Raw genomic sequence first — 15,469 nt, 5'->3', positions numbered from 1 at the left:
GTCTCAGACCGCGATGTCGCCGTCGCCGCAGAACATCGCCGCACCCACGCCGCGCGTGTCTCCACAGGCCAGCAGGGCTTCCAGCGTCGTCGCCTCTTCGGGTGTGGTCGGGAACGACGGAGCAGCCGGGGGCCACAACGGGAAGATGCTGGCACCGGTCACGCCGGTCAGTCCGGCGACGATCTGGGCCGCGAAGTTCGTCGCCACGTACGCGAGATCGCCGATGAACTGGACCGGCAGAATGGCCAGCCGCGCCAGGAAGCTGATCAGGAAGATGTCCTGCTCAGCGATCCCCTGCAGTGCCGAGGTGAGCTCATTGGTGATGCCGAAGACGAAGTACGGCACCGACGTGACGATCGTGCGCAGCCCCAACGCGAGCTGGGTGCCGATATCGGGATAGCCGTACATGCCGATCGCGTCTTGAAGCGCGACGCGCAGCGCCTCGTCGTCGTTGATCGGGAAGACGGTGCTGTCACCGAGTTCGGTCAGGGACACACCGTCGGCATCAACAGGAGGCGGGCCGCCGAAAATGTCGAGCACGGTCGGGGTGACGTCGACGATCTGGTACTGCAGGTTGATTCCGCCCTCGGCGAAGATCAGCGGGTTGTTGGCGATGACAAAAGTTGATGTCTCATCTGGTGACTGGAATCCGTGGCCGAGACCCTGCTGGGGCTGATGGCCGTGGTCGGTGACCATGATGATGGTCCACTGCTCCCCGGTCAGCGTTTCCCATGCGTTCACCGCGTCCAGGATCTCCCCGAGATTCCTGTCGAAGTTGTTCAGCGCCGCCGCGTACTCCTCCGATGCGCCGCCGTACATGTGCCCGTTCTCGTCGACGCCGACGAAGTAGCTGAAGACGAAGTTCGGGACCGCGGCGCTGGCTGCCGCGATCGCGGCCTCCGTCGCGTCACCGACCGCGTCGTCGGTGAGCAACCAGTTGGTGTCACCCTCGATCTGGTAGATGTTCCGCACGATGTCGGCGGGATCGGCGCCGGCGGCCGCGATCGCCGAGATGACGTCCCAGTTGGCAATCGATGTCGTCTGGATATCCGAATTGGCGGCCTCGAGTTGGTTGAACACGGTGGGCCAGTTGTCGTAGGTCCACGGCGTGAAGACGTTGTTGATCACGCCCGTCGTCTCGCCCCACGCGCCGGTGAGGATGGAAGACCACGACGGGTTGGAGATCGTGGTGTGGCCGGCGATGCTGGCCGCGGCAGTGGTTCCGCCCTGCATCAACTCGAAGAAATTGACATTGGCTGGATCTGCCAGCACCCTGCTGAGGTTCGTTCCGTCGACACCGATCACCAGCACGTTCGGTGAGGGATCCGCAGGCAGCGCTGCGGCTTGCGGAACGGCGGTCGCGTTGCGGCGCAGGGTGTTCCGCTCGAGTTCATCTCGCACTGCGGCCAGTGCCGCCAACATCACCGGCGCCTGGATCGGAGGTGTCTGCGGAGCCGGATCCGCCAGCGGCGGCAGCACTGCGGACTCGGCGATGGGAACCACGCTCACTACCGTGGGGCGCTTCGCGGACACCGGAGGCGTCAGTGCCGAGACGGCAGGAATGGTGGGCGCGTCGGCGGTGTCCACCGCGGTCGTCGTCAGCGCGGTGGTCGTGGCTTCGGCGGAGTCGGGGGTATCGACGGTCACCGGGGCGTCCGCCGCACCAAAGTCATCGTGGGCATCGGAGTCATCCGGCGCATCCGCGTCCAGCGTGACCGTGGACCGCTTTGTTGTCCGTCGACCGTCTCCGCGGTCCGCCTCGTCCTCCGCCGCCGACAGGTTCTCGTCGTCCTCGCTCCCGGTGTCGGTCGTGGCGCCGTCGTCGGAGTCGCTATCGTCACCGCCGTCTGTGGTGGTATCCCGCGGTTTCGACGAATCCCGTTTCTCGGTGCGCTCTTTCGCTGCCGAATCGCGGCTCGGAGAGGTCGACGAGGTCGAGGCGCTCGACGTCGATGTGTCGCTGGTCGACGATGTGCTCGACGGTTCGGCGGACGCGACGCCCGGTGCGGACGCCAGGGCCACTCCCACCCCCAGCGTCACTGCTAGCGCTCCGACGCGACCGATGTGCCTGGCGTACCCCATGGATGTTCCTTTCGATGCCACGCGCACAGCAGCGAGGCGTGTGGGAGTGAACTTAGGTGTCTCCGGATGCGGTGAGCGGGATGTCGTCACCGAACCGTGCAGAGGGGTCGGACACAACGGAGACACGAGATCGTCGTATGACCGTCGGTGGCCGCATAGCTGTCTCACTTCTCGGTGAACTGGCTGCACCGTAAATTACGCCCTCAACGCACTCCGGCCACCAGGAATCGCCGAGTTGCCCGACTGCTGTCGCCGCCGCACTGCCGGGAGGAAGTCGCGCCGTGTGAGCGCCGCCGTGACAGGCGCCACAAAGTTAGCCGTAGTAGGTAGCTCTTGTGGGGTAGGTAAGCCTCAACTAACCTGCGCTTGGCCCGTAGTGGCCACCCGTCCCCACTGTGACTACAGGAGAACCATGCAGTTAGCTCTAAGCGGCGGTGCAGACCGCAGTTTTTGGTCTATCCCCGGACCTTCCGCCCCTCGTGACAAGAAATTGCTGATTGCTGGTGTCGCGCTCGCGGGCGCCTCCGTCATCGCGATTAATCCCGTCGCCCCGGCCGTGCCTGCCCTGCAGGACCGCGCTGTCGAGCTCTCGGCGTGGGTCGATCCGTTCGCCACATGGGGCGAAACGATCACCGGCACGGTCGCGAACCTGGGCACCCAGGGCAATGCCATCGTGACCGAGGGCCTGCCCGCTGCGTGGGAGGTCATCACCACCGGTTCGCTCTACTCCGAGATCGCCCAAGCGGTGTTCAACCCGGCTCCCGGCCTCGAGCAGTTCTTCAACAATCTGCCGACGTACCTGGAGACCCTCAACGCCGGGTTCGCCGAGTCCAACGCCGGATTGACCGAGCACTTCGCCGAACTCCCGGTCGCGCTGGAAGAAGCGTGGGACTTCGTCATGCAGGGCCAGTTCACCCAGGCGTTCGCCAACGTTGTCAGCTGGGGGCTCTTCGGTCTGGGCGAAGCGGGCTGGCCGCTGTACCCCTCCTTCGAGATTCCCGGGCAGATCGCGCGGGACTTCGGCGCACCGACCATCGGTGCGGTCCTCGACGCGCTGTTCGTCGGCGACACCACCACCACCGGCTACGCCTACTCACTGCTCGGCCCGCCGATCACCGCGATCTACCAGCTCACCGATATCCTCAACGTGGTGTCGGGCTCGCTGTACGAGGGTGACTGGGTGACCGCCGTCAGCGAAGTCATCAATGCGCCGGCCAAGGTCCTCAACGCCTTCTTCAACGGCTACCAGGCCAGCATCTCCCCCGAGTGGGAGACGTTCCCGGGCATCTTCACCGAGGGTGGCCCGATCGATGCGTTCTTCGTCCAGCTCCCCAAGACGATCGCCGCGGCCATCGCAGCGCTGTCCGAGGAGTCGGAGGGTGACGGCGCCGAGACGGCCGATGCGCTGCTGGCGAAGGTGTCGTCGACCGATCTCGCCTCGGACGCAGATCTGGTGGCGCTCAACGTCAGTGCTGAAACCACCGACGAGGAGACGGCAACGGCCGTCGACGGCGAGGCCGAGTCGACCGAACCGGCCCCCGCCGGTGAGGACGTGGCGCCAGTAGCCGACGAGGTCGAGGAGGAAACCACGACCGAGGAGGAGACCGCGACCGACGAGGAGACCGCGACCGACGAGGAGACCGCGACCGACGAGGAGACGGCGACCGATGAGGATGCCGTCACCGAGGAGGATGCCGACAACACCGAGACGGTTGCCGACGAGGACGCCGACGATGCGGATTCATCGGCAGGCGAAGCTGAGTCGGACAGTGACACCGGCAAGGATGCCGACGCTGAGAAGCCGAAGCGTGGCGCCGACAGCAGCAAGTCGGACAGTGAAAAGTCCGAGAGCAGCAAGTCGGACAGCAGCAGTTCGGGCAGCGACGACTGACTCGCAGTTGCATTGAAAGGCGGCCCCCTCGGCGACGAGGGGGCCGTCCGTCATCCGGGCGAATGAAACAGCCGTCGACTCGGCTCTAGTCCTTGGCCAGGAACGAGTGGAGCTTCTCAACCGCCTGATCGACGCTGAAACTGGCTGGAGCGTGCCGCGGTTGGAAGTCCTTGAACGTCTCCAAGAATTTCGTCGCCATCGCGGTGGCGTAGAAGACGAAATAGTCGTGGCGCAACAGCCACTCGTAGTAGGTGTTCGAGGTGATATCGGCGTACTCATAGGGATCGGTGCGCAGGTTGAACAGCTTGGGCACCCGAAGTGGTGTGAACGGCTCCGCCCAGATGCGCAGCGTGCCCTGGCAGCGCTGCTCCATGAACACGATCTTCCAGTTCTCGAAGCGCATCGCGACCAGGTCGCCGTCGTCGGAGAAATAGAAGAAGCCGCGCCGGGGGCTCTCCTCAACCTCGCCTGTCAGATACGGCAGCAGGTTGTAACCATCGATATGCACCTTGTAGTCGGCATCACCGACGGTGTGCCCCGTGCGCAGTTTGTCGCTGATCTCAGGTTCACCCGCGGCGGCGAGGAGGGTCGGCAGCCAGTCGTGGTGCTGGATGATCTCATTGGAAACCGCACCGGCCTCGATCTTGCCCGGCCACCGGACGAGTTCCGGAACCCGGAACGCCCCTTCCCAGTTGGTGTCCTTCTCGCTGCGGAACGGTGTGGTGCCCGCGTCCGGCCACGTGTTGCGGTGCGGTCCGTTGTCCGTGGAGTAGATGACGATGGTGTCGTCGGCGATGCCGAGTTCGTCGAGGACATCGAGGACCGTCCCGACGTTGCGGTCGTGGTCGATCATCGCATCGTGGTACTCGGACTGCCACAGTCCCGCCTGCCCCCGACTCTCCGGCTTGAGATGGGTGTACAGGTGCATATGCGTGAAGTTGCACCAGACGAAGAACGGGTTGGCGGCATCATGCTGGCGTTTGATGTAGTCGACCGTCGCGTCGGCGATGTCGTCGTCGATGGTCTCCATCCGCTTCGTGGTCAGTGGGCCGGTGTCCTCGATGATCTGCTTGCCGACCGGGCCGTACTTCGGATCGTCGGCCTCGGTCGATACCTCGTCGATGGCCTTGCACTTCATCACGCCACGGGGCTTGGCGAGGTTGTACAGCCTCGGGTAGCGGTCCTCGTGGGGGTAGTCGTAACTCTCCGGCTCCTCCTCGGCGTTGAGGTGGTAGAGGTTGCCGTAGAACTCGTCGAAGCCATGCACCGTCGGGAGGTACTTGTTCAAGTCTCCGAAGTGGTTCTTGCCGAACTGGCCCGTCGCGTAGCCGAGCGGCTTCAGCAACTCGGCAATCGTGGGATCCTCAGCGGCCCAGCCGATGTCGGCACCGGGTATGCCCACCTTGCTCATTCCGGTCCGGTACACGCTTTGTCCACTGATGAAGGCCGCCCTGCCTGCAGTGCAGCTTTGCTCACCGTACGAATCGGTGAACCGCATACCCTCCTTGGCGATCCGATCGATGTTCGGGGTCCGGTAACCCATCACGCCGTCGCTGTAACAGCTCAGATTCGAGATGCCGATGTCGTCTCCCCAGATGACCACGATATTCGGCTTTCCGTTGGGCATCGCGCCCTCACTTTCGTTTATGGCACTGCATATGTGCTTCACACAGTAGGACTGTGATCTTGTTCGGGTACCGGGTTTCTCATCGAGAATTCGCCAGGGGCTCGCGGTTTCAAGATCGCGGCCGCGCAGCATGATCCGCATCCGATCCTCGCGGCGCCAGGGCGCGAGGCATCACCCGAAACAGATGAGGCGCCCGGCACCGTGGTTGTGAATCTGTTGCGCTGCAACGCTATCGGTGAGCGTCGATGGTGCCGACCAGGATCCGTAGACCGTGTCGGGCTTCGTGCCGCGCTGCGGCGGTTGCGTTGTGGAGATCGGGAACAACGAACACGTGATGCCGAAGACCGATTGGTGGCAGGGTGGACGTCGTGAGCCTGTCGGCGCGCGTCCTCCATTTGTCGGCAGCACACACGCTGGCCACGCGCTTTGTATTATCTGGCCGGGTATTCGCAACAAGCTCTGTGCGGAGGAACGGAAAACTATGAACGCGCATGTCGAACAGATGGAGTTTCAGGCCGAGGCGCGCCAACTGCTCGATCTGATGGTCCATTCGATCTACTCCAACAAGGACTCGTTCCTGCGGGAGCTGATCTCCAACGCGTCCGACGCCCTGGACAAGTTGCGCATCGAAGCGTTCCGGAACAAGGACCTCGAGGTCGACACGTCCGACCTACACATCGAGATCGAGGTGGACAAGGCTGCACGCACGCTGACTGTTCGCGACAACGGAATCGGCATGACGCGGGACGAGGTTGTGGGGCTCATCGGCACGCTGGCCAAATCGGGCACCGCTGAACTGCGCGAACAGTTGCGCGAGGCACAGAACGCGGACGCGTCCCAGGAACTGATCGGCCAATTCGGCATCGGCTTCTACTCGACGTTCATGGCGGCCGACACCGTCGAATTGCTCACCCGAAAAGCCGGCGAGAGCGAGGCGACGCGCTGGGAATCCAGCGGACAGGGCACCTACACGATCGAAACCGTCGATTCGACCGTTGGTGAATCCCCGCAAGGCACAGCGGTCACGCTGCACCTCAAGCCTGAAGACGCCGAGGACGAGCTACACGACTACACCTCGGAGGCGAAGATCAGGGAGCTGGTCAAGAAGTACTCCGACTTCATCGCCTGGCCTATCCGGATGAACGTCGAGCGACGCACACCGCCCGAAGAGGACGGCGGTGAGGTGGTCGTGACCACCGAAACCGAGACGCTGAATTCGATGAAGGCGCTGTGGGCCAGATCCCGAGACGACGTCTCCGACGAGGAATACCACGAGTTCTACAAGCACATCGCCCATGCGTGGGACGAGCCGCTCGAGATCATCCCGATGAAGGCCGAGGGAACCTTCGAATACCAGGCCCTGCTCTTCATCCCGTCGCACGCCCCGTTCGACCTGTTCAACCGCGACAGCATCGGGATTCAGCTGTACGTCAAACGCGTCTTCATCATGGACGACTGCGACCAGTTGATGCCCGAGTACCTGCGTTTCGTCAAGGGTGTGGTCGACGCGCAGGACATGTCACTCAACGTTTCCCGCGAAATCCTGCAACAAGACCGGCAGGTCAAGGCGATCCGTCGTCGTCTCACCAAGAAGGTGCTTTCCACGATCAAGGATCTGCAGTCCGAGCGCCCGGAGGACTACCTGACCTTCTGGACCCAGTTCGGACGGGTGCTCAAAGAGGGTCTGCTGTCGGACCTCGACAACCAGGACACCCTGCTGCACATCTCGTCGTTCGCCTCGACACACAGCGAGGACGAACCCACCACCCTCGCCGACTACGTCTCCCGAATGAAGGACGGACAGGCGCAGATCTACTACGCAACTGGGGAAACGCGTCAGCAACTGCTGAAATCACCGCACCTGGAGGCGTTCAAGGCAAAGGGCTACGAAGTGCTACTGCTCACCGACCCCGTCGACGAGGTCTGGGTGGAAACGATCACCGAATTCGACGGCAAGCCGCTTCAGTCGGTAGCCCGCGGGGAAGTCGACCTCGATTCCGACGGGGACACCACCAACGCCGAACGCGAGGAGCAGGAGAAAGAGTTCGCTGATCTGCTGAACTGGTTGCAACAGAGCTTGGCTGATCACGTCAAAGAAGTGCGACTGTCCACCCGACTGACCGAGTCGCCGGCATGTCTGATCACCGATACCTTCGGCATCACGCCGGCACTCGCGCGGATCTACCAAGCCTCCGGACAGGAGGTTCCGGTCGGGAAGCGCATTCTGGAACTCAATGCGAATCACCCTCTGGTCACCGGATTGCGGGAAGCCGTCAAAGACCGCGGTGACGACCAATCTTTGGGGGAAACCGCAGAATTGCTCTACGGCACAGCCCTTCTCGCCGAAGGAGGCACTCCCGACGATCCAGCAAAGTTCGCCGCCCTGCTCGCAGACCGGCTGGCCCGCACAGTCTGAGAACCAGATCAGCCGGTAGCCGGTCCAGTACGGTCCGCAGAACTAGGCTGAGGTGATGACCGATCAGGATCAGACGGCGGCCCGTCGTGAAATCGCCGATGCTCTGCTGTCCGCGCTGAATCGTCGCCATGAGGTTCTCGACCTGATCGTGGAATCCGACGACAGGACCACCGCGGTCGCGGCTATCGCTGCACTGTTGAATACCTCGACGCGAGGTGCGGAGGCGGTGATGAGCATGGCGTTCGATCAGCTGACCAAGGACTCGCGCCGCAGGATCGCCGCAGAGCTCGACGACCTCAACAGTCAGCTGACATTCACACTGAACGAGCGCCCGGCGAGTTCGGATGACAGCGTGACTCTGCGCCCGTTCGCCGGTGATCCAGACCGGGACATCTTTGCCGCCAGGTTGGAAGAAGTGGGTGCCGCCGGCGATGGATCCGGTCAGCCCGCGCAACCGATCGACGACGAAATGCGATTCGCGCAGCGCCGCATCAGCCAGGAGGATGCCGCGTGGTTCGTCGCGGTGGTGGAGACGGTGAAGGTCGGGATGGTGTTCGGCGAACTCGAGCGCGGCGAGGTGAACGTCAGGGTGTGGATCCACCCCGAACACCGGAAGAAGGGCTACGGAACGGCCGCGCTCCGGCGGTCGCGCTCAGAGATGGCGAGGTATTTTCCCGCCGTGCCGATGGTCGTCCGGGCGCCTGGGTCCGAGCTGACGTAGCGCCCGCTATCCCTCTCACGACTCGACTGAGGCTGACATGACCGACGTGCAGAATTTTCTCCACCGGTTCGCCGATTTCGGTGCTGCACCGGATCCGGACAAGTACGAAGATCTCTTCGATCCCGTCGACGGCACCGTGCTGCACCCCGGCATGACGGCGCCGCTAGGGCACAACCAGGTCCGGGCCTATATGGCCACCTACCTTGCCGGGGTGCCGGAGTTCCGCTTCGAGATCGCCGAGTGGGCCGAACGTGACGGCACGGTGTTCGTCGAAGCGCGCAACAGCGGCCGACCCGGCGGCGGCGAGCGACTCGAGTGGGGCACGGTCTACTGCGTCACCCTGCGCGGCGACCGCGTCCTACGTGGCCGCGCATATGGCGATCGGGTGCCCCTGCTGGCCCGGTTGATGCCGGACGTAACACTGGCCCAGGCGGCGGCACTCGGTGCGCCGGCGCCGGGTCTGGATGTGGGCGACGAACGATGAAGAGGTCGGTGACCGAGGCATCCACTCCGGCGGTGGTCACCGAGGTTTGATGAAGCGTCCCAACCGTTTTGAGCGTGCCGAAGCCCCGATAAGGTGTCCCTTCACGAACCACGAACGCGGCCGGGGCAGATCGACCGTATTCCGCTCGTTAGCGTGGCTTCGGTGTCAACCCGTAGACGTAATAGCACGGCCACGATTGTTGCCCCGGAGGGGTTGATAATCCCGGTGACCACATGGTCGGAACGCCGTTGACGACCCAGCAATCCGTATCTGCGAGGTCGACGCCGTTGGGGTTGTTGCTTTCGGGCGGCGCCGGCGGAGCCTGTTGCGGATTGTTGTCAGGAAGGTCAGGAAGCTCGGGCATACCGGGCTGCTGCTGTTGCTGATCGCAAGCCTGCTGGTGTTCGGCGGTCCGCGGCAGGTCTTCCGGCGCCAGCGGCCCACAATTCCAGAAAGGCTGCGCGCTCGCCGTCGGCACGTACGCCAGGATGGCGCCTGCGATGGTTACCCCCACTGTGAAACAGTGCGCTGATCGTCGTGACATTGCTGGCATGCGGCCCCCGTTTCAGAAATCCCTGCTCCCCCGAACGGCGCAAACATAACACCGTTCGCCAACTCTGACACTGCCCCGCACTTCGCTATCCACCACAGCAGCACCCGAACATGGGAATTACGTGACGGTCACCTCTGAGGAATTACGTGACGGTCACCTCTGAGGAATTACGTGACGGCGCATACCTGCCGGGGATACTGGCCGCGAACGCGACATGCGGCCGGAGAATTCTGGACCCGGGTCACCGGCTCGGAGGGTTGAGGTCAAGGGAATTCCCTGATTGCTCCGGGTTGTGTCCGCCGGTACTTTCCAGTGGTCGGGACGCGTCGCTGTGGCGCCGCCGAGAGGAGGGTCGCGTGTTCACAGGTGTACGACCGTGTCTGAGCGCGGGTGTCGCACTGGTGGGGGCAAGCGTCATCGCCGTCACACCCATCAGCCCCCCGCCCGCGGTGTCGGTGGTGGCGAGCCCAGCGGTGCAGCTCGCCGCGATCCCGAGCCCGCTACAGCTCTACCCGCAGGTTCTTGTGAAATCGCTGACGAACGTGGGCGGCTTGTTTGAGCAATACTTCGCCGATCCCTTCCCGATCATCAGAGCGACCCTCGCCAACCAGGCGGTGGCGTTCGAGGACGCACTCACCTCATTGCAGTTCGGCAGGTTGGACGAATTTTTCGTCGCCGTGGCCGATTTCGTCCTGCAACCGTTGAAGAGCATCGGGCAGGGCATCGGAACGGTCTTTTCATATTTTGATCTTCTCGTTAGCCAGCCGGGCGGCCGCGAGTATCTGTTCAACGTCGCATTCAGCCCACTGTTGAACGGCATCGCCGCAACGGGTCTCGCGATCGCCGACGTATTCGAGGCGATCACCACCTTCGACGTGATCGGGCTCGTCAACGCCGTCATCAACATCCCGGCCCGCATCATCGACGGCGTACTCAACGGTGTGCCGGGGGCTGAGTTCGACCATTACCCCATACCCGGGCTGTTGACTACGGAGGAGACTTCCCCTGCCCCCGGGCTCATTTCCTTCGCGATTTTTCTGGACCAGTCTGCGGGCGAGGCGATCGCGCCAGAAGCTCCGGCGGCGATCGACGAGTGGCCCGGTCCCGAGGTGCAAGCCACGATGCTCACCACCGAGCCGGAGACGGAACCTGTTGCGGTGCAAGAGCAGTTGCCAACTGAGGACGAGGCCGTGCTGGAGGAGCAGGACCCACTGACGGAGGAACTCGACCTGCCGACGTCCGATGTGCTCGGGCAGGACGTGCCCGAAGAAGAAGTGCTCGGAGAAGACGTCCCCGGGGACGAACTGCCCGGGGAAGAAGTCGACGATCTCGTCGAGGAAGAAGAACCCGCACCCGCGCAGGAACAGAGTCCTCCGGATCCGGACCTCGCAGACGACGACGAACAGTCGTCACCCGCTCCGACCGATGAGGCGAACGATCCCGGCACCGAGGCCAACGACTAGAGGGTTGGCGTCAGCTCGACGAGCCCTCCGTGTCGCCGAAGAACGCCCAGTCGCCGTCGTCGTGGCTGAATGTTCCCTTCTATCGATCCGGCCAATTTCTTCGCTCCACAGTCTGCTGGTGGGACCGTAATCGACTGTCTTGGAACGACTTGCGCCCGCGCAGGCGGTCGGGACTCGTCGCGTAGCGGAGCCCACCGCCCAGTCGCAAAGGTCAGGGCTGATTGTTCGTCGACCGGCTGGACCGAACACAGGGGCGAAACCCTCGCCGGCGATCAGTGGACGGACACCGGGATGATGTTCTGCACGGAGCTGGGGATAACTGGCTGACCCCCGCAACGTGCTGCGTGCCGTCGAGCTGGCTGCGAAGAAGTCTGGCCTGGATAAGGTGGGCGCCCACACCAAGCGACATTCAGAGGCGGTGGCCTGGCTGGAATCGGGCGTCCACATCAAGGCCGCTGCCGACCTTCTGGGCCACTCGTCGATCAGCGTTACCGGCGACCCGTACGGCCACACCTCCGACGACACCGCACGAGCGGCGATCGATGGTCTGGGTACGGTGCTTGGCTTGTGCGCCGGTTTGGGTATGCCGTTTAAGTACGAGCAAGAAAAAGGCACCTTCTCGGAACGAGAAAGTGCCTTTGACCTGTGTCGGGCTGACAGGATTTGAACCTGCGACCACTTGACCCCCAGTCAAGTGCGCTACCAAGCTGCGCCACAGCCCGCGGTGCCGCCGGGATCGCCGGCGGGCGGTCGAAAGCCTACCTCAGGGCGACCCTCCAATCCCAACCGCCAGGAGCCGTGTCAGGCCGCGCGCCTACTGTCGATCTCATGAGCGGCGCTCGCGATGAGACTCCCCTGTGGCTGTTCGCCGACCAACTCGGTCCGGCCGTCTACGGCGGCGAGCACGCTCACCGCGAGGTGCTGCTCGTCGAGGCGACCTCAGCGCTGTCGAAACGTCGCTACCACCGGCAGAAACTGCACCTGGTGCTCTCCGCGCTCCGGCACGCCGAGCAGGATCTGGGTGAGCGTGCGACCTTGCTGAAGGCCGACACCTACACCGACGCGCTGCGACGTTTCAAGCGTCCCGTCCTGGTCCACGAACCGACGTCGCACGCCGCCGAGAAGTTCGTCCACCGCCTCCGCAAGGACGGCCTCGTCGCCGACGTGCTGCCCACCCCGACATTCGCGCTACCCCGCAAGGACTTCCAGGAGTGGGCCGGTGAGCGAACCCGGTTCCGGATGGAGGATTTCTACCGCGGCCAGCGCCGCCGGTTCGATGTGCTGATGAACGGGGCGGACCCCGTCGGCAACCGGTGGAACTACGACGAGGACAACCGCGAGCCTCCGCCGAAGAAGCAGTCGACACTCGAGCTCCCGGCGCCCTACCGGCCGCGCGAAGACGACATCGACGAGCAGGTCCGCCGCGACCTGGACCGGATGAAACTCGACACCGTCGGTGTCGACGGTCCACGCCTGTTCGCCGTCACGCCCACCGAGGCCACACGCGCACTGACCCGCTTCATCGAGCAGCGACTGCCCAGCTTCGGGCTCTACGAGGACGCCATCATGAGCGACGACTGGGCGATGTCGCACTCACTGCTGTCGGTCCCTCTCAACCTCGGGGTGCTGCATCCCCTCGACGCGGTGGAGGCCGCAGAGAAGGCCTACCGCGACGGCAACGCCCCGCTGGCCGCCGTCGAGGGCTTCATCCGGCAGATCCTCGGATGGCGCGAGTACATGTGGCACCTGTATTGGCACTTCGGCCCGGACTACACCAAGAAGAACGAACTCGCGGCCCGCACCCGGCTACCGGACTGGTGGGCTGACCTCGACGCTGACGCGGTGACGGCCCAGTGCCTGCACCACGCTATGGCCGGTGTCCGGGACCGCGGCTGGACCCACCACATCCAACGCCTGATGGTCCTGGGTAGCCACGCGCTGCAGCGCGGCTACCGTCCCGACGAGCTCACCGAATGGTTCGCCACGACGTTCGTCGACGGATTCCGCTGGGTGATGCCCACAAACGTCGTCGGCATGAGCCAGCACGCCGATGGCGGTCTGCTCGCCACCAAGCCGTACACCTCCGGCGGCGCCTACATCAACAAGATGAGCGACCACTGCAAGGACTGCGCGTTCGACCCGAAGAAGCGCCTCGGCGACGACGCCTGCCCGTTCACGGCGGGCTACTGGGCCTTCACCCACCGCCATCGCGAGATGCTGGCCAAGAACAACCGCACCCGCCGGACGGTGTCGTCAATGGAACGGCTCAACGACCTGGATGCGGTGTTGGAGCAGGAATCAGCGCGTGATCGATTTTGATTCGGTCTCGTCTTCGCCCGCGGCGACGGCGCCCGTCTCCGGCGCGAAGCGCGGCGCGCGCGACACCCGCCACGCATAGATCACCAACGACACCCAAACCACAACGATCAGCGAGTAGATCGCCGTCGACCACGGCCACTGGACGTCGAAGAAATGCACCAGCTTCTGACTGTTGGTCAGCACGATCACACCGCCGACCGCGGTGCCCAGCAGTGCCGGACTGATCCGGGTCACCAACCAGGCGGCGAACGGCGCCGCGATCACGCCGCCGACCATCAGGCCCACGACCACCGGCCAGTTCTGCAGGAACTCCTCGCGCAACCCGATCAGGAACCCGACCGACGCCGACACCGACACCAGGAACTCCGACGCGCTCACCGATCCGATGACGGTGCGCGGCGCCGTCTTGCCCTGCGACAGCAGCGTGCTCGTCGTCACCGGTCCCCAGCCGCCACCCCCGGAGGCATCGATGAAACCGCCGAACAGGCCCAGCGGGGCCAGGAACTTGGTGCTGTGGCTGGTTCCGCGGGTGCCGAACGTCAGCGGGGTTCGCAGCGAGAACCGCAGCAGCACATAAAGACCGATGGCCATCAGGATCGCGGCCATCAGTGGCGCGGCGTGCTCGGTGGACAGCGATGACAGGACGGTGGCTCCGAGGAAGGCGCCGATCGCTCCCGGTACGCCCAACTTGGCGACCAGCCGCCAGTCGATGTTCTTGAACTTCCAGTGCGACAACCCTGACGCGAAGGTGGTGCCGACCTCGGCGAGGTGTACCGCGGCGCTGGCCTGGGCGGCGCCGACGCTGGAGAGCACCAGCAGCGTCGTCGCGGTGATGCCGAAGGCCATGCCGAGGGCGCCGTCGACGAGCTGGGCACCCGCTCCGACGAGCGTGAAGATGATGAGCGAACGCATGGCTGCCTTCGGAGAATGTGATCACCGCATGGTGATCGCAATGGACGGGTGGGTGCGCGTCAGGGACGCGGACAACACCACTCGTCGAAGGCCATCAACCGACGTGACGGCCAGAACGGCTCGAGCGCGGACACGTCAGACGGCGACGGCGTGATCTGCACGCATATCGCCATCAACATTCCTCACTACTGAGCGCAACTAAAAACCTTCGCAAGACTACACGGTCAACAACCGATAGAGCCCAATCAGTCCCACTACGACGATCACAGCTCGCAGCACATTGGGCGAAAGCCGCCGGCCGTAGTGCGCGCCGAGGAATCCGCCGATGAGCGACCCGGCCGCGATCAGCCCCGCCGCGAGCCAACTGATCCGGTCGAACGCCACCACCGTGTAGGCCACCGCGGCCACCACGTTGACGACCAGCGACAGCAGGTTCTTGGCTGCGTTCATCCGCTGCATGTCCTCGGGCAGCAGCGCCCCCATCGCGGCGATCAGCATGATCCCCTGCGCGGCGGTGAAGTATCCGCCGTACACCCCGACGGCGAACGTCGCGGCCACGAGCGCAGTCATCCGGCCCGCCGACACATGGTCGACCGATCGTCCGGAGGCTTCGGCCCGGTTGCGCGCCCAGGTCTGGATCCGGGGGCCGACGACCACCAAGGCCAGTGCGAGCACCAGAAGCACCGGCACCACCTGGGTGAAGACCTTCTCCGGCAGATGCAGCAGCAGCCAGGCACCCGTGCCCGCCCCGAGGAACGACGCCGGGATCTGCCATTTCAGCCGGTGCCACTGTCCGCGCAGTTCGCGACGGTAACCCCACGTCCCTGCGCTGCTACCGGCCACCAGGCCCACCGCGTTGGACATCGTCGCGGTCACCGGCGGGAAGCCGAGCGCCACCAGGGTCGGAAAGGTGATCAGGGTGCCGGAGCCGACGACGGCGTTGATGGCACCGGCTCCGACGCCCGCCAGGGCGATCAGGATCATGTCGACGACGGGCACTC

At 64.4% G+C, this 15,469-nt stretch carries 12 protein-coding genes and 1 tRNA gene; 7 read left to right on the top strand and 6 right to left on the bottom strand.

The features are described from left to right. Nucleotides 1-3: 3 nt before the first annotated feature. Entirely contained in the window at nucleotides 4-2,082 is a 2,079-nt protein-coding gene (locus ABDC78_RS14335) for an alkaline phosphatase family protein (protein WP_178357358.1), read from the bottom strand. A gap of 556 nt (nucleotides 2,083-2,638) precedes the next feature. Here ABDC78_RS14335 and ABDC78_RS14330 point away from each other — a divergent pair. Continuing rightward, nucleotides 2,639-3,973 carry a hypothetical protein gene (locus ABDC78_RS14330; RefSeq protein ID WP_347133464.1) on the top strand — a complete coding sequence of 445 codons (1,335 nt, stop codon included), beginning with the start codon at nucleotides 2,639-2,641 and terminating at the stop codon, nucleotides 3,971-3,973. Between the two features lie 85 nt (nucleotides 3,974-4,058). Here ABDC78_RS14330 and ABDC78_RS14325 read toward each other — a convergent pair whose 3' ends face one another. After that, nucleotides 4,059-5,600 carry an arylsulfatase gene (locus ABDC78_RS14325; protein WP_178357360.1) on the bottom strand — a complete coding sequence of 514 codons (1,542 nt, stop codon included), beginning with the start codon at nucleotides 5,598-5,600 and terminating at the stop codon, nucleotides 4,059-4,061. Nucleotides 5,601-6,081: 481 nt separating this feature from the next. Here ABDC78_RS14325 and htpG point away from each other — a divergent pair, with 481 nt between their 5' ends. The 3 genes from htpG to ABDC78_RS14310 are packed head-to-tail and all read left to right on the top strand — an operon-like array spanning nucleotide 6,082 to nucleotide 9,221. Further along, nucleotides 6,082-8,016 carry a molecular chaperone HtpG gene (gene htpG / locus ABDC78_RS14320; protein WP_178357361.1) on the top strand — a complete coding sequence of 645 codons (1,935 nt, stop codon included), beginning with the start codon at nucleotides 6,082-6,084 and terminating at the stop codon, nucleotides 8,014-8,016. A 55-nt stretch (nucleotides 8,017-8,071) separates the two neighbouring features. After that, nucleotides 8,072-8,737 carry a GNAT family N-acetyltransferase gene (locus tag ABDC78_RS14315; RefSeq protein WP_178357362.1) on the top strand — a complete coding sequence of 222 codons (666 nt, stop codon included), beginning with the start codon at nucleotides 8,072-8,074 and terminating at the stop codon, nucleotides 8,735-8,737. A gap of 37 nt (nucleotides 8,738-8,774) precedes the next feature. Continuing rightward, nucleotides 8,775-9,221 (top strand): nuclear transport factor 2 family protein, encoded by a 447-nt coding sequence (locus ABDC78_RS14310; protein WP_178357363.1) that lies wholly within the window; start codon nucleotides 8,775-8,777, stop codon nucleotides 9,219-9,221. Between the two features lie 148 nt (nucleotides 9,222-9,369). Here the strand turns inward: ABDC78_RS14310 and ABDC78_RS14305 are convergent, their stop codons facing one another. Continuing rightward, on the bottom strand, nucleotides 9,370-9,735 hold the full coding sequence (locus ABDC78_RS14305) for a hypothetical protein (RefSeq protein ID WP_178357364.1): 366 nt from the start codon (nucleotides 9,733-9,735) through the stop codon (nucleotides 9,370-9,372). Nucleotides 9,736-10,232: 497 nt separating this feature from the next. On the opposite strand from ABDC78_RS14305, the gene ABDC78_RS14300 reads away from it, so the two are divergent. Both ABDC78_RS14300 and ABDC78_RS14295 read left to right on the top strand, forming a co-directional pair. Continuing rightward, nucleotides 10,233-11,237: a hypothetical protein gene (locus ABDC78_RS14300; protein WP_178357365.1), complete on the top strand. Its 1,005-nt coding sequence runs from the start codon at nucleotides 10,233-10,235 to the stop codon at nucleotides 11,235-11,237. Nucleotides 11,238-11,574: 337 nt separating this feature from the next. Then, nucleotides 11,575-11,904: a tyrosine-type recombinase/integrase gene (locus ABDC78_RS14295; RefSeq protein WP_347133463.1), complete on the top strand. Its 330-nt coding sequence runs from the start codon at nucleotides 11,575-11,577 to the stop codon at nucleotides 11,902-11,904. Here ABDC78_RS14295 and ABDC78_RS14290 read toward each other — a convergent pair. Beyond that, a tRNA-Pro gene (locus tag ABDC78_RS14290) sits at nucleotides 11,886-11,959 on the bottom strand. The genes ABDC78_RS14295 and ABDC78_RS14290 overlap by 19 nt on opposite strands. 106 nt (nucleotides 11,960-12,065) lie before the next feature. Between ABDC78_RS14290 and ABDC78_RS14285 the strand changes: the two genes are divergently transcribed. Beyond that, entirely contained in the window at nucleotides 12,066-13,556 is a 1,491-nt protein-coding gene (locus ABDC78_RS14285; RefSeq protein WP_178357366.1) for a cryptochrome/photolyase family protein, read from the top strand. Here ABDC78_RS14285 and ABDC78_RS14280 read toward each other — a convergent pair. Both ABDC78_RS14280 and ABDC78_RS14275 read right to left on the bottom strand, forming a co-directional pair. Then, the gene (locus ABDC78_RS14280) at nucleotides 13,536-14,468 is read right to left on the bottom strand and encodes a sulfite exporter TauE/SafE family protein (protein WP_178357367.1); all 933 of its coding nucleotides are present in this window, start codon (nucleotides 14,466-14,468) and stop codon (nucleotides 13,536-13,538) included. The two genes, ABDC78_RS14285 and ABDC78_RS14280, sit on opposite strands and share 21 nt — an antisense overlap. 216 nt (nucleotides 14,469-14,684) lie before the next feature. Continuing rightward, nucleotides 14,685-15,452, bottom strand: coding sequence for a sulfite exporter TauE/SafE family protein (locus ABDC78_RS14275; RefSeq protein WP_178357396.1), 768 nt, complete (start codon nucleotides 15,450-15,452; stop codon nucleotides 14,685-14,687). Nucleotides 15,453-15,469 lie beyond the last annotated feature (17 nt).

The organism is Mycobacterium sp. DL (genome assembly GCF_039729195.1).
GTDB lineage: Bacteria > Actinomycetota > Actinomycetes > Mycobacteriales > Mycobacteriaceae > Mycobacterium > Mycobacterium hippocampi_A.
Note: the sequence above shows the minus strand (reverse complement) of the source record. Positions and strands in the feature narration are given on the sequence as shown.

Excerpts from the sequence above, each read along its gene's own strand:
- ABDC78_RS14335 (WP_178357358.1), bottom strand. The coding sequence starts at position 2,082 with ATGGGGTACGCCAGGCACATCGGTCGCGTCGGAGCGCTAGCAGTGACG.
- ABDC78_RS14325 (WP_178357360.1), bottom strand. The coding sequence starts at position 5,600 with ATGCCCAACGGAAAGCCGAATATCGTGGTCATCTGGGGAGACGACATC.
- htpG (WP_178357361.1), top strand. The coding sequence starts at position 6,082 with ATGAACGCGCATGTCGAACAGATGGAGTTTCAGGCCGAGGCGCGCCAA.
- ABDC78_RS14315 (WP_178357362.1), top strand. The coding sequence starts at position 8,072 with ATGACCGATCAGGATCAGACGGCGGCCCGTCGTGAAATCGCCGATGCT.
- ABDC78_RS14310 (WP_178357363.1), top strand. The coding sequence starts at position 8,775 with ATGACCGACGTGCAGAATTTTCTCCACCGGTTCGCCGATTTCGGTGCT.
- ABDC78_RS14285 (WP_178357366.1), top strand. The coding sequence starts at position 12,066 with ATGAGCGGCGCTCGCGATGAGACTCCCCTGTGGCTGTTCGCCGACCAA.
- ABDC78_RS14280 (WP_178357367.1), bottom strand. The coding sequence starts at position 14,468 with ATGCGTTCGCTCATCATCTTCACGCTCGTCGGAGCGGGTGCCCAGCTC.
- ABDC78_RS14275 (WP_178357396.1), bottom strand. The coding sequence starts at position 15,452 with ATGATCCTGATCGCCCTGGCGGGCGTCGGAGCCGGTGCCATCAACGCC.